Genomic DNA, 12,978 nt, shown 5'->3' with positions numbered 1-12,978 from the left:
ACCGGCCGGGCTTGATGGTTAACTACCTTCAGCTTTGCGCCGTCGATCCAAATCTTTAATCAGCTGATTAACGCGTTCATCGCTGAACATCTCCTCCAGCGTGTGGCTCAATTTGCGTCGCCAGTTAGGAAATTGATCGACCGTGCCTGGCACATTTACCGGCTGTTCCATATCCAGCCAGTCTTCCGGCTGCAGGCCGAGCAATGCGCTGCCGCTGTCGGCAATATAGCGCAGCATACCGCGGTTCAGTTCCGGCGACATCGCCAGCTTCTCCGCCCGCTTGCCCAACTTCTTCGGTACGCAGCCCTGCTCATGCAGCGCGTTCAGCAACGCCTGCTTCTGGCGTTCACGGTTCTCATACAGCCCCTTTAGCACCACTTTATCTGGATAAAGACCCAGCTCTTCGCCCAGCGTCAGATCGCCCGCGCTCCAGAAACCGCGCAGCGTCGGCAAATCATGGGTGGAGGCGCTGGCCATCGCCTGACGCGGCCACTGCTGCGGCGCACGATAACGATCGGCGCTCTCCTGTTCGAAATAGAGCACCTTCCACGAGTAGATCCCGCTACGGCGCAGCTTGCCGATGATCTCCTGCGGCACCGTGCCCAGATCCTCGCCAATCACCATACAGCGGTTACGCTGGCTTTCCAGCGCCAGGATTGCTAACAGGTCATCAACCGGGTAAGAGATATAGGCGCCGTGATTAGCCGTCATTCCATATGGTATCCACCACAGGCGTAACATCGACATCACATGATCGATGCGCAACGCGCCGCAGCTGGCCATATTCGCCCGCAGCATCTCAATAAATGGTTGATAGGCCCGCGCCGCCATAACGTGCGGATCCATCGGCGGCAGCCCCCAGTTTTGTCCCAACGGGCCCAAAATATCCGGCGGCGCGCCGACCGAGGCCTTCAGGCAGTAAAGCTCAGGATCGCACCAGGTTTCCGCCCCGCCTTCCGCCACGCCGACCGCTAAGTCGCGGTAGAGGCCCACCGACATCCCGCGCTGCTGACAAACCTGCCAACACTCATCGAACTGGCGGTTAGCCAGCCATTGCAGCCACAGCCAGAAATTGACCTCATCCTCATTTTCGCGGCAGAACTGCTGTACTGCCTCATTTTGCGCCTGACGCCAGGCTTCCGGCCATGCCGGCCAGCCCCAGCGCTGCCCATCTTCCTGTAGCATAGCGGCGTGCAGCGCATCATACGCCGCCTGGCTGTAAAGACTTTCACCGCCGGCGCTGACAAAGTCAGTAAAGTGACGTCGCGTCGCGTCCTGTTCATCGCGCGTAGAGAACTGCGCCCATGCCAGTCTCAGCCCTTCGATTTTTAGCTGATTAACCGCGCTGTAGTCCACCCAGTCAGCCTGGCGTGCCGCCGCAATCCGACGCTGCGTCTCTTTCTTTTTCCACCAGCGCTGCGCCGCCTTGCTCTGTTGGAAATCGGGCACGCGCTCCACGTCGATATAGATGATATTCATCCAGCGACGTGACGAAGGGCTGTAAGGGCTGGCGCTTTCCGGGCTGGCGGGATAAAGCGAATGAATCGGATTGAGGCCAATAAAATCACCGCCGCGATCGGCAATCTGCATCAGCATCTCGCTTAAGTCGCCAAAATCGCCGATACCCCAGTTGCGGGCGGAACGCAGCGTGTAGAGCTGCACGCAGGCGCCCCAAAGCTTGCCGCCTTCCAGCAGCGGCTGCGGCTCATAGCAGCGCTGCGGCGCGATAATCACCCGACATTCCCACGCTTTCTTGCCCTGCGTCAGCGCCAGCTGATGATAGCCCTGCGGCAGACGCGACGGCAGCGCAAACGCGCCACCGCCCTGCGCCTCGCCCTGATAACTTTTGCCCTGTTCAGTCTGTAGCTGCCAGCGGAACTGACCGCTGCCGCCAAACGTCATTATGCGCTTTTGCCGTCCGCTAAATACCTTTACCGGCGGAACCGGCGCTTTGCCGGGCGCGCGTGGAAATCCCATCGCCTCCAGCAGCAGCTGTCGGGTTTCCGGCGCGATCGCTTCCGGCTCCCCTTTGGCATTGATATAGCTGGCAGCAATCCCGGCCGCGCTGGCGTCCTTCTCAAGCTGAGTTAAATCCATAACGCTTCCTGAATCCGTCTTCTGTCCAGAGCGGCCTGCGCCGCTCGCCTTTAACGTTTGCTCTGCCAGATACGCTGTTGATAATCATGGATAGAGCGGTCAGAACTGAACATACCGGTACGCGCGGTATTTAGAATCGCGGTACGCGTCCAGGCCTCCTTATCACGCCACAGCGCTTCTACGCGCTCCTGCGCTGCGATATAGTCGGCAAAATCCGCCAGCACCAACCACGGATCGCCATTTTTAGTCAGGCTCTCCAGCAGCGGATCAAAAGCATGTTTATCGCCGTGGCTGAAACGGCCTTTCTCCATCTCTTTCAGTAATTCGTTGAGGTGCTTATCTTTCTTACGCAGCTTTTTCGGATCGTAGCCGTTCGCCTTCAACGCCTTCACCTCATCAACAGTGTTACCGAAGATAAAGATATTCTCTTCGCCCACCTGCTCGGCAATTTCCACATTAGCGCCATCCAGCGTGCCGATAGTCAGCGCGCCGTTAAGAGCCAGCTTCATATTGCCGGTGCCGGACGCTTCATAGCCTGCCGTAGAGATTTGTTCGGAAAGATCCGCCGCCGGGATCATCATCTCCGCAACGGTAATCCGGTAATCCGGGATAAACACTACCTTCAGCCGATCGCCGATAAGCGGATCGTTATTGATCACCTCCGCCACTTTATTAATGGCATAGATAATGTTTTTTGCCAGGTAGTAGCCGGGCGCGGCTTTCGCGCCAAACAGGAAAACGCGCGGTACTTTGTCCAACTGAGGGTTATCGCGCAGCTGGCGATAGCAGTGGAGAATATGCAGCAGGCCAAGGTGCTGACGCTTATATTCATGCAGGCGTTTGATTTGCACATCAAACAGCGCCTCGGGATTCACCTCAATGCCGGTCACCTGAAGAATGTAGTCGGTCAGGCGCTGTTTATTGTCATGTTTGATCTGACGATAGCGCTGACGGAACGCTTTATCGTCCGCATAGGGTTCCAGCGCTTTTAGCGCATCCAACTGCGTGACCCAGTCGCTGTTGCCCAGCGTGTCGTCAATCAGCGTAGCCAGCGCCGGGTTGCACTGTTTCAGCCAGCGGCGCGGCGTAATACCGTTGGTGACGTTATGAAATTTCTGCGGCCACAGCTGGTAGTATTCCGGGAAGAGATCCTTCACCACCAAATCAGAATGCAGCGCTGCGACGCCGTTCACCGCAAAGCCGCTGACCACGCACAGGTTCGCCATGCGTACCTGCTTGTCGTACAGCACCGCCACCTTTTCCCAGACCTTTTCATCGCCCGGCCACTGCTTTTCCACCTGCTTTTTAAAGCGCTGGTTGATCTCTTTGATAATCACGAAATGACGCGGCAGCAGCGCGCGCACCAGCCGCTCATCCCAGCGCTCCAGCGCCTCTGGCATCAGCGTATGGTTGGTATAGGCGAAGACGTTACTGGTGATATGCCAGGCTTCATCCCAGCTCAGCTGATGGTCGTCCAACAGTACGCGCAACATCTCCGGAATGGCAATGGTAGGATGCGTATCGTTAAGTTGAATAACTTCATAGTCGGGCAATTGCGCCAGCGGGCGTCCCGCCTGATGATGGCGACGCAGAATATCCGCCACCGAGCAGGCGCACTGGAAATATTGCTGCATCAGGCGCAGGCGTTTGCCTTCCTGATGGTTATCATTGGGATAGAGCACCTTGGTCAGCTTCGCCGCATCGATTCCCTGCTGCTCCGCCTGCAGGAATTTTCCGTCATTAAACAACGTTAAATCAAACGGATGCGCGTGCGTCGCCTGCCATAAACGCAGCGGCTGCGCTACCCCGTTGCGATAGCCGATCACCGGCAAATCCCAGGCTTCGCCGCGCAGCGTAAACGCCGGTTCCCAGTGCAGGGAGCCGTCGTTGTTTTTACTGACTTTACCGCCGATACCGACGTCGACATCCAGCGCGGTATTATGACGGAACCAGGGATAGCAGGCGCGCTGCCAGTCATCCGGCGCCTCGTGCTGCTGGCCGTCGTTGAAAGACTGACGGAACAGACCGTACTGATAGTTAAGCCCATAACCGTGAGCGGCCTGACCCACCGTCGCCATCGAATCAAGATAGCAGGCCGCCAGCCTGCCGAGGCCGCCGTTGCCCAGCGCCGGATCGACTTCCTCTTCCAACAGATCGCTCAGCGCGATGCCCTGCTGCGCAAGCAGAGCGTTGACTTCGTCATACCAGCCAAGGTTAATCAGGTTATTACCGGTCAGACGACCAATCAGGAACTCCATAGAAAGATAGTTAACGTGGCGTTGTTGCTTGCCGGGTTTTGCTATCGGCTGTGCCGCCAGCAGTTCGGCTAACGCCGCGCTGACCGCATGCCACCACTGATGATGGGTCATTTCACTGGCGCTGTTCAGCCCCAGATACTGCCACTGGCGCGTTAACGCCGCCTCAAAACGTGCCTTACTGAATTTTTGCTGCGACATACGACTCTCTTTCGGTAAGTGAAGGGTTTCGCAAAAAATTAGTACACATGCTGACGTTAACCCCCTGCGGCGGCATCCTCCCGTAGCCGAATTCGTCAGGGAGGAGCCGCAGGGCGTAGGCAAAACTGTGAGCGCTGACGGATTAATTAAAGACGCTATGGTGAAAAAAGGCGCGTTTTCCGCCGCCATTCGTTGGCTTTTGTACGGGAAAATGTCAAAAAACAATAAGGAATTGTGATGAGGTGCAACTTAATGAAATCTGGTCATAAGCCATCCTTGCATTAGCGTCCGCGAACACAGAAAGTACTTAATTACGCAGCGCAAAATAATTCCCTTTGTTTCCTTCTATTTCACCACAGTGAAGTGTCGCCATGCTGATACCATCGAAACTCAGCCGTCCTCTGCGGCTTCAGAACACCATTGTTCGGGAGCGTTTGATAGCCAGGCTTGCGAACATTGCGCACTACCGTTTAGCTCTGATTAGCAGCCCGGCCGGCTATGGCAAAACTACGCTGGTGGCGCAGTGGGCGGCGGATAAAAGCGATCTCGGCTGGTATTCGCTGGATGAAAGCGATAACTACCCGGAGCGCTTCGCTAACTATTTTATGGCGGCGGTGCAGCAGGCCACCGACGGGCACTGCGTGCGCAGCGAAGCGCTGGCGCAAAAACGGCAGTATGCCAGCCTCAGCGCGCTTTTTTCCCAGCTGTTCGTGGAGCTTTCCGAGTGGCTCCGCCCACTTTATCTGGTGATTGATGATTTTCATCTGCTGACTAACGACGCCATCCATCAGGCGATGCGTTTCTTTATCCGCCATCAGCCAGAAAACCTGACGTTGATAATTCTGTCGCGTAACTTGCCCTCGCTGGGCATCGCTAACCTGCGTGTACGCGAGCAGCTGCTGGAGATCAACAGCCAGTCGCTGGCCTTTACGCCGCAGGAGGCGAAGCAGTTTTTTGACCGGCGCCTGCAGCGCCCGATCGGCGCGGATGACTCCCAACGGCTGTGCGATGAAGTCGCTGGCTGGGCGACCGCCTTACAGCTGATCGCTCTGACGGAACGCCAGTCTAATACCCCGACGCATCATTCCGCCCAGCGACTGGCGGGCATCAACGCCAGCCATCTTTCCGATTATTTGGTGGATGAAGTGTTGGACTGCGTGGATGATGCGACGCGCAACTTTTTGTTGCGCAGTTCCGTGTTGCGTTCCATGAACGATATGTTGATCGCCCACCTGACCGGCGAAGAAAACGCGCAGCTGCGTCTGGAAGAAACCGAGCGTCAGGGTCTGTTTCTGCAGCGTATGGACGACAGCGGAAAATGGTTTAACTTTCATCCGCTGTTTGCCAGCTTTTTACGCCAGCGCTGCCAGTGGGAGCTGAGCAGCGAACTGCATCAGCTGCATCGAACGGCGGCGGAGGGTTGGATGGCGCTCGGCTACGCCGGCGAAGCCATACATCATGCGCTGGCGGCGGGAGATACTCTGCTGCTGCGCGATATTTTGCTGCACCATGCCTGGTCGCTGTTTAACCACAGCGAACTGGCGTTGCTGGAAGAGGGATTGAAGGCGCTCCCCTGGCAGCTACTGGTGGATAACCCCCGGCTGATTCTGCTGCAGGCCTGGCTGGCGCAAAGCCAGCATCGCTACGGCGAAGTCAACCTGCTGCTGGCGCGCGCTGAAGAAGAGATGACACACCAGCAAATCGCTATCGATGCAGTGCTGAGCGCCGAGTTTGATGCGCTACGCGCCCAGGTGGCGATCAACGCCGGAAAACCGGAAGAGGCGGAGCAGCTAGCCAATCAGGCGCTGGCGAATTTGCCGCTGGCGAACTACTACAGCCGCATTGTCGCCACCTCGGTTAAAGGGGAAGTTCTGCACTGTCAGGGCCAGCTGGAGGCCGCGCTGGCCACTATGCAGCAGACCGATGAGATGGCGCGCCACTATAACAGCTGCCATTACGCACTCTGGGCGCTGCTGCAGCAGAGCGAAATACTGCTGGCGCAGGGCTTTTTGCAAACCGCTTACGATATTCAGGAAAAAGCGTTTGCGCTGATTAACGAAGAGGGGCTGGAGCAGCTGCCAATGCATGAGTTTCTGCTGCGCATTCGCTCGCAGCTGCTTTGGTCATGGGCGCGCCTCGATGAGGCTGAGGCTACCGCCCGCAAAGGGTTAGAGGTGCTGGCTAATTTCCAGCCGCAACAGCAGCTACAGTGTCTGGCGATGCTGGCGAAATGCGCGCTGGCGCGTGGCGATCTGGATAATGCGCGGCGTCATTTAATCCGCTGCGAAAACCTGCTGGGCAACGGTCAGTATCACAGCGACTGGGTCACCAATGCCGATAAGCCGCGCGTAATTTACTGGCAGTTGACCAACGATAAAGTCGCAGCGGCTAACTGGTTACGGCTGACGCCGAAACCCGCTACCGCTGATAACCATTTTTTACAGGGTCAGTGGCGCAATATCGCGCGCGTTCAGATTCTGCTGGGCCAGTATGATGAAGCCGAAGTGGTGCTGGATGAGCTGAACGAAAGCGCGCGGCGGCTAAGGCTGACCAGCGATCTGAACCGAAATCTGCTGCTGCTCAACGCGCTTTACTGGCAAACCGGACGTAAAAGCGAAGCGCAACAGGCGCTGATTGAGGCGCTAACGCTGGCCAACCGCACCGGCTTTATCAGCCACTTTGTGATTGAAGGCGAAACCATGGCACAGCAGCTGCGTCAGCTATTGCAACTGCATACGCTGCCGGAGCTGGAGCAGCACCGGGCGCAGCGCATCCTGCGCGATATCAACCAGCATCACCGCCATAAGTTCGCCCATTTCGACGAAAGCTTTGTCAGCCGCCTGCTGACGCATCCGCAGGTACCGGAGCTGATCCGCACCAGCCCGCTGACGCAGCGTGAATGGCAGGTGCTGGGGCTGATCTACTCTGGCTACAGCAACGATCAAATTGCCGGCGAGCTGGAAGTGGCGCAAACCACCATCAAAACCCATATCCGCAATCTGTACCAGAAACTGGGCGTCATGCATCGCCAGGAAGCGGTGCAGCAGGCGCAGCATTTACTGCACCTGATGGGGATGAGCGTGGCGTAAGATTTACTGTAGGGCGTGATGGCGTGGCTTCAGCACAGCTCCAGATGCACTTCATGCTGTTCAATCACTTTCATCACGCTGGCAGGCGGCATTTCATTGGTGAACAGATAGTCTACCAGGCTCATATTGCCTAAATTCACCATCGCGTTACGGCCAAATTTAGAGTGGTCGGCAACCAGCATCGCGCAGCGTGAGTTTTCGATAATCGCCCGCTTGGTGCGTACCTCGTGATAGTCAAACTCCAGCAGCGAACCATCCATATCGATACCGCTGATGCCAAGGATGCCGTAATCCAGCCGGAACTGAGAGATAAAATCGAGCGTAGCTTCGCCCATAATGCCGCCGTCACGGGTACGCACTTCGCCGCCGGCGATAATCAAGCGGAAATCGGGCTTGGTCATCAGCAGTGTGGCAACATTGAGGTTATTGGTCACGATGCGCAGATCGTTATGGTTCATCAACGCATGCGCTACCGCTTCCGGCGTGGTGCCGATATCAATAAACAGCGTCGCCCCGTCGGGGATTTGGCTGGCCACCCGCTGCGCGATACGCGCTTTTTCCGCCGACCACATCATTTTACGATCCTGCCAGGCGGTATTTTCCGAGCTGGAAGGCAGCGCCGCGCCGCCGTGGTGGCGTTGTATTTTGTTCTGATCGGCCAGATCGTTGAGATCGCGGCGAATAGTCTGCGGACTGACGTCAAAATGCTCCACCAGCTCTTCCGTACTCACATATCCCTGACGCCGAACCAGATCGATAATGGCGTCATGACGTTGCGTCTGCTTCACATAACTCTCCTGTTAGTCGCGCGGCATCAGGCCGCCGCACATGATGCTTTGCCAGCGGCCTGCGCCAGGCTGATGCTTCAGCCTTTATTTAGCCGGCGCGTATCAACAAACGCCATCGCCAGCCCCACAGCCAGGCCCGTGAGATGCGCAGTGTTAGCAATCGGCAGGCCAAATGCGCCAAAATAACCAATAATCAGCCACAGAATAGCGAAAGCCATCAAACCGCGCTCCAGAAAAATTCCACTTTCGGGATCGCGCTCGCCCCGCAGCCATGCATAACCCATCAGCGCATAGACCACACCGGAAAGCCCGCCAAACCAGGGACCGCTAAATTTGGCCTGCATCCAGCCGCTTAATAAGGCGGAGATTAGAGTGATCACAAACAGTTTGCCGCTGCCCAGCCGCTTTTCCACCGCACCGCCGATATACCACCACCAGAGCAGATTAAACACCAGGTGCAGCAGTGAAAAATGCAGCAATATGTGGCTAAACCAGCGCCAGGGCTGAAAAAACGGTGAGCCATCCATGCGCCATGCCATCCAGGCCAGCACGGTGAGATCGCCGACAAACAGCATCAGAATATAAACAGCGATACAGGCGATGCCCAACAGGACGGTAAGCGGCCCGGCGCGCTGACGCAGATTAGTCAGCAGGCTGTCGCGCTGATAGTGTAATCCGCTGTCCGTAGTGCCGCTCTGCCAGCTGGCGGCCTGATAGCGCGAATGAAAAGGATCGCGAACAAACTGTTCAAGTTCGTTTTCGACCATTTCCAGTTTCGTCTCATCCTCCAGCAGCAGGATAAATTGTTCTTCCTTTTTGATACGCAGCATCACGCCACGCGTCGCCATATAGTCAACAAACGCCTGCGCCATGCGCGGATTATTGAACTGAGTCAGTTGTATCATTGCCCGTTTCCTGAGGTGTTATCGTAAGGGGCGCCTACTCCGTTTGCGCCTCAACCAGCTGCGGGAAGCTTGCTCGCCAGGCGTCAAAACCGCCGTCAATGCTATAAACCTGATCAAACCCCTGCTGGATCAGATACTGCGCCGCGCCCTTGCTGCTGTTGCCGTGGTAGCACATCACCAGCACCGGCCGATCAAAATCGGCCTGCTGCATAAAGTCGTTTAGTGTGCCGTTCGTCAGGTGAAAAGCCCCTTTGGCATGTCCCGCCGCAAAACTCTGCGGATCGCGGATATCGACCAGCAGCGCTTCGCCTTCAGCCAGACGTTGTTGCGCCATATCGACGCTGATGCATTCAAATTGTTCCATACCGGGTTCCAAATCAACGGGGGTGCGATAAGCCGATGGCCCGCGCGGAGTATTATCCGCGCCGCTCTTCAGCCGTAAGTTGGCTATTGTAGCGCGAAGCCGTTGAACTATAACCCAACTAATCACAGGGGTAACACTGTCCGACGCAGCCAATTATGTTAACTAAATCACGCTAAGATGTTTTTATTGGGTTAAAGCTGGCATCAATGTTGGTTTACGATTATTATTATGCTCGAAAACGAACATTGACGAACTATTCCGAACATCGGAGGAGATGACGTGGAAACCAAAGATCTGATCGTTATCGGCGGCGGCATCAACGGTGCCGGTATTGCGGCCGACGCCGCAGGACGCGGGCTGTCAGTGCTGATGCTGGAGGCGCAGGATTTGGCTTGCGCGACCTCTTCCGCCAGCTCAAAGCTTATTCACGGCGGGCTGCGCTACCTGGAACACTATGAATTCCGCCTGGTCAGCGAAGCGTTGGCCGAGCGTGAAGTGCTGCTGAAGATGGCTCCGCATATCGCCTTCCCGATGCGCTTCCGTCTACCGCACCGCCCGCATTTGCGTCCGGCATGGATGATCCGTACCGGCCTGTTTATGTATGACCATTTGGGCAAACGCACCAGCCTGCCGGGCAGTAAAGGATTGCGTTTCGGCGCAGATTCCGTGATGAAACCGGAAATTACGCGCGGTTTCGAATATTCCGACTGCTGGGTTGACGATGCGCGCCTGGTGGTATTGAACGCGCAGGAAGTGGTGAAACGCGGCGGTGAAGTGCGTACCCGCACCCGCGTTACCCGCGCCTGGCGTGAAAACGGCCTGTGGATGGTGGAAGCGGAAGATGTCGATAGCGGTAAAACCTTTACCTGGCGTGCTAAAGGTCTGGTGAACGCCGCCGGTCCGTGGGTTAAGCAGCTGTTTGATGACGGTCTGAAGCTGAAATCACCTTACGGCATTCGCCTGATTAAAGGCAGCCACATTGTAGTGCCGCGCGTTCATACGGAAAAACAGGCCTATATTCTGCAAAACGAAGACCATCGTATCGTCTTCGTTATTCCGTGGATGGATGAGTTCTCTATTATCGGCACCACCGATGTGGAATATAAAGGCGATCCGAAACAGGTAAAAATCGACGATAACGAAATTGCCTATCTGCTGAAAGTGTATAACGCACACTTTAAAAAGCAGCTGGATCGTAGCGATATTGTCTGGACCTATTCTGGCGTACGTCCGCTGTGTGACGATGAATCTGATTCGCCGCAGGCAATTACCCGCGATTACACGCTGGATGTGCGTGACGATGCGGGCAAAGCGCCGCTACTGTCAGTGTTCGGCGGCAAACTGACCACCTATCGCAAGCTGGCTGAACATGCGATGGAAAAGCTGGCGAAGTATTACACTAATATCGGTCCGGCCTGGACCAAAACCGCAGTACTGCCCGGCGGCGATATCGCCGGCACGCGTGAAGATTATGCTGCCAGCCTGCGTCGTCGCTATCCGTTTATTAGCGAAGGCATGGCGCGTCATTATGCCCGCACTTACGGCAGCAACAGCGAGCTGATTTTACAAAACGCCGCTTCCCTAACCGATTTAGGTGAAGATTTCGGCCACGGTTTCTATGAGGCTGAACTGCGCTACCTGATGGAAAACGAATGGGTGCGCGAGCTGGATGATGCCATCTGGCGGCGTACCAAGCTGGGCATGTGGCTGAATGAAGCGCAGCAGGCACGCGTAGCGCAATGGCTGGAAGCGCATAGCAAAAAACCGGCGCTCTCGCTGGCTTCATAAAACATCAAGGCCGCTGCCTTACACTTGCAGCGGCCCTTTTACCCGTTTGTCCGGCCTGATGCCAGCCCCGCCTGAATACCGGTTACACAGACGGCGTAACGATGATCTCATAGCTACCGCTGTATCTGCCTAATGGATAAGCCTCGCTACGTTTAGCGGAAGAAAAGCGCACCTTTACCCCCCGCTCCCTGTCCGGTATCGCCTGCAGGGTAGGATAAACCGGTTGGTTGTACAGTGGATAGTCGCTGGAAACTTCTGCGCCATCACTACGAACCCAGGCGTTATTGATCTCCATCAGATCATTATTTTCCGACAGTAGGCCGCCACCAGAGGGTTGGTTTAGCGTGAGTGATACTGCGCTGGCATTACCCACAAATTGAAATGCCGGCGTTACGCCGAACATATAGCCGTTCTTATCCTCAAGCTGCAGACTAATCACGCCGTTGGTCACGTCACGGCCCTCCACATAAACCCGTACGCTGGTGTTGACCTCCGCTACAACCTCAATAGTGGTTTTGACCGGCCTCGTCGCCTGCGCCGAACCGAACAGCATAAAAAACACCAGGCCCGCTAATGATAAATGCTTCATCCTGTGCTCCTGTTAAATTTCCGGTGTAATGACGGCCGTCAGGGTATCCAGCAGACGTGAACCCGCCTCCATTCCCCGGATGGCGCTGCCTGGAAGCGTAAAGTTGATATTGACGATGTCAGAGGTGGCGATACCTGCAGGAATTCGCCCATGCCATGCGCCGCCTGGCGCAATTTCCTGACCGCCCACGCTGATGGCGTAAGGGATAAACCGCTCGCCTCGCGATGAGCGCAGGCGATAACGGCCATCTTGCAGCTGTGCGGATTCAAAAGAGAGCCGGTAGGGCAATATCTCTCCACCCGCCAGGCGCGTTTTACTGATCCGCAAGCGTACCGCGGCGGCGGCATCGTGCTGCTCGCCCACCAATCCAAACTGCAGCGCCGGACGATCAAAGGCGGCGGTCAGTACTGGCATCTCCTGCTGCAGCACGCTGAGATCGAGAAACAGCGGCCAAAGGGCGATATCCTCGCCTTCAACGTTAAATCTGACACTGCCGATCTGGGGACGCAGGCCATAGTCCGACGGCATCAGTCCAGAGAAATCGGGCTGTAGCGATGCGCTTTTTATCTGTACGCCGACCTGGCGGCTCTGCGCTTCAGCGCGTAACCGTAGCGTTTCACCGCAGTTCAGGCGCTGCTGATTATCCACCTGCAGCAGCGACAGGCGCAGCGACGCTATAGTCAGGTTGCCGCCGTCACACTGTCCGGCCGCGACGGGCAAGAGTTGCAACGTCAGCGTTTTTCCCGCCGGCTGCATAACGCTCAACGCATTTGCGCCGCCGGCGCCCCCCTCAGAGAGCAGGCGCAGCCCGCCGCTGGCCTGAGGCTGGATCACCAGCGCGCCGTCGGCCAGCGCCGCAGCCGGCAGCAAAATGAACGCGATGAGTGGATGCCGCATTCGCA

General features: G+C 56.5%; 9 protein-coding genes. 2 read left to right on the top strand and 7 right to left on the bottom strand.

Annotation, left to right across the window (positions count from 1 at the left end; translation table 11 throughout):
- Positions 1–18: 18 nt before the first annotated feature.
- Together malQ and malP are read right to left on the bottom strand one after the other, a co-directional pair.
- Positions 19–2,097 carry a 4-alpha-glucanotransferase gene (gene malQ / locus K6958_RS01590; protein WP_249893056.1) on the bottom strand — a complete coding sequence of 693 codons (2,079 nt, stop codon included), beginning with the start codon at positions 2,095–2,097 and terminating at the stop codon, positions 19–21.
- A 50-nt stretch (positions 2,098–2,147) separates the two neighbouring features.
- Positions 2,148–4,553, bottom strand: a complete 2,406-nt coding sequence (gene malP, locus K6958_RS01585) for a maltodextrin phosphorylase (protein WP_249893055.1) — start codon at positions 4,551–4,553, stop codon at positions 2,148–2,150.
- A gap of 371 nt (positions 4,554–4,924) precedes the next feature.
- Here malP and malT point away from each other — a divergent pair, with 371 nt between their 5' ends.
- Positions 4,925–7,642: an HTH-type transcriptional regulator MalT gene (malT, locus tag K6958_RS01580; RefSeq protein WP_249893054.1), complete on the top strand. Its 2,718-nt coding sequence runs from the start codon at positions 4,925–4,927 to the stop codon at positions 7,640–7,642.
- A 29-nt stretch (positions 7,643–7,671) separates the two neighbouring features.
- Here the strand turns inward: malT and K6958_RS01575 are convergent, their stop codons facing one another.
- The 3 genes from K6958_RS01575 to glpE all read right to left on the bottom strand — a co-directional run bounded on the left by K6958_RS01575 (position 7,672) and on the right by glpE (position 9,699).
- Positions 7,672–8,430 carry a DeoR/GlpR family transcriptional regulator gene (locus tag K6958_RS01575; protein WP_249893053.1) on the bottom strand — a complete coding sequence of 253 codons (759 nt, stop codon included), beginning with the start codon at positions 8,428–8,430 and terminating at the stop codon, positions 7,672–7,674.
- A 77-nt stretch (positions 8,431–8,507) separates the two neighbouring features.
- On the bottom strand, positions 8,508–9,332 hold the full coding sequence (gene glpG / locus K6958_RS01570) for a rhomboid family intramembrane serine protease GlpG (protein ID WP_249894758.1): 825 nt from the start codon (positions 9,330–9,332) through the stop codon (positions 8,508–8,510).
- A 37-nt stretch (positions 9,333–9,369) separates the two neighbouring features.
- Entirely contained in the window at positions 9,370–9,699 is a 330-nt protein-coding gene (gene glpE, locus K6958_RS01565) for a thiosulfate sulfurtransferase GlpE (RefSeq protein ID WP_249893052.1), read from the bottom strand.
- 279 nt (positions 9,700–9,978) lie between these two features.
- Here glpE and glpD point away from each other — a divergent pair, with 279 nt between their 5' ends.
- The gene (gene glpD / locus K6958_RS01560) at positions 9,979–11,487 is read left to right on the top strand and encodes a glycerol-3-phosphate dehydrogenase (protein ID WP_249893051.1); all 1,509 of its coding nucleotides are present in this window, start codon (positions 9,979–9,981) and stop codon (positions 11,485–11,487) included.
- Between the two features lie 82 nt (positions 11,488–11,569).
- On the opposite strand, the gene K6958_RS01555 is transcribed toward glpD, so the two are convergent.
- Both K6958_RS01555 and K6958_RS01550 read right to left on the bottom strand, forming a co-directional pair.
- The gene (locus tag K6958_RS01555) at positions 11,570–12,076 is read right to left on the bottom strand and encodes a hypothetical protein (RefSeq protein ID WP_249893050.1); all 507 of its coding nucleotides are present in this window, start codon (positions 12,074–12,076) and stop codon (positions 11,570–11,572) included.
- A 12-nt stretch (positions 12,077–12,088) separates the two neighbouring features.
- Positions 12,089–12,973, bottom strand: a complete 885-nt coding sequence (locus K6958_RS01550) for a hypothetical protein (protein WP_249893049.1) — start codon at positions 12,971–12,973, stop codon at positions 12,089–12,091.
- Positions 12,974–12,978: the final 5 nt, after the last annotated feature.

This window comes from Mixta hanseatica, assembly GCF_023517775.1.
Taxonomy (GTDB): Bacteria; Pseudomonadota; Gammaproteobacteria; order Enterobacterales; family Enterobacteriaceae; genus Mixta; species Mixta hanseatica.
The sequence above is the reverse complement of the archived record's forward strand: the minus strand, read 5'-3'. Positions and strand labels throughout refer to the sequence as shown.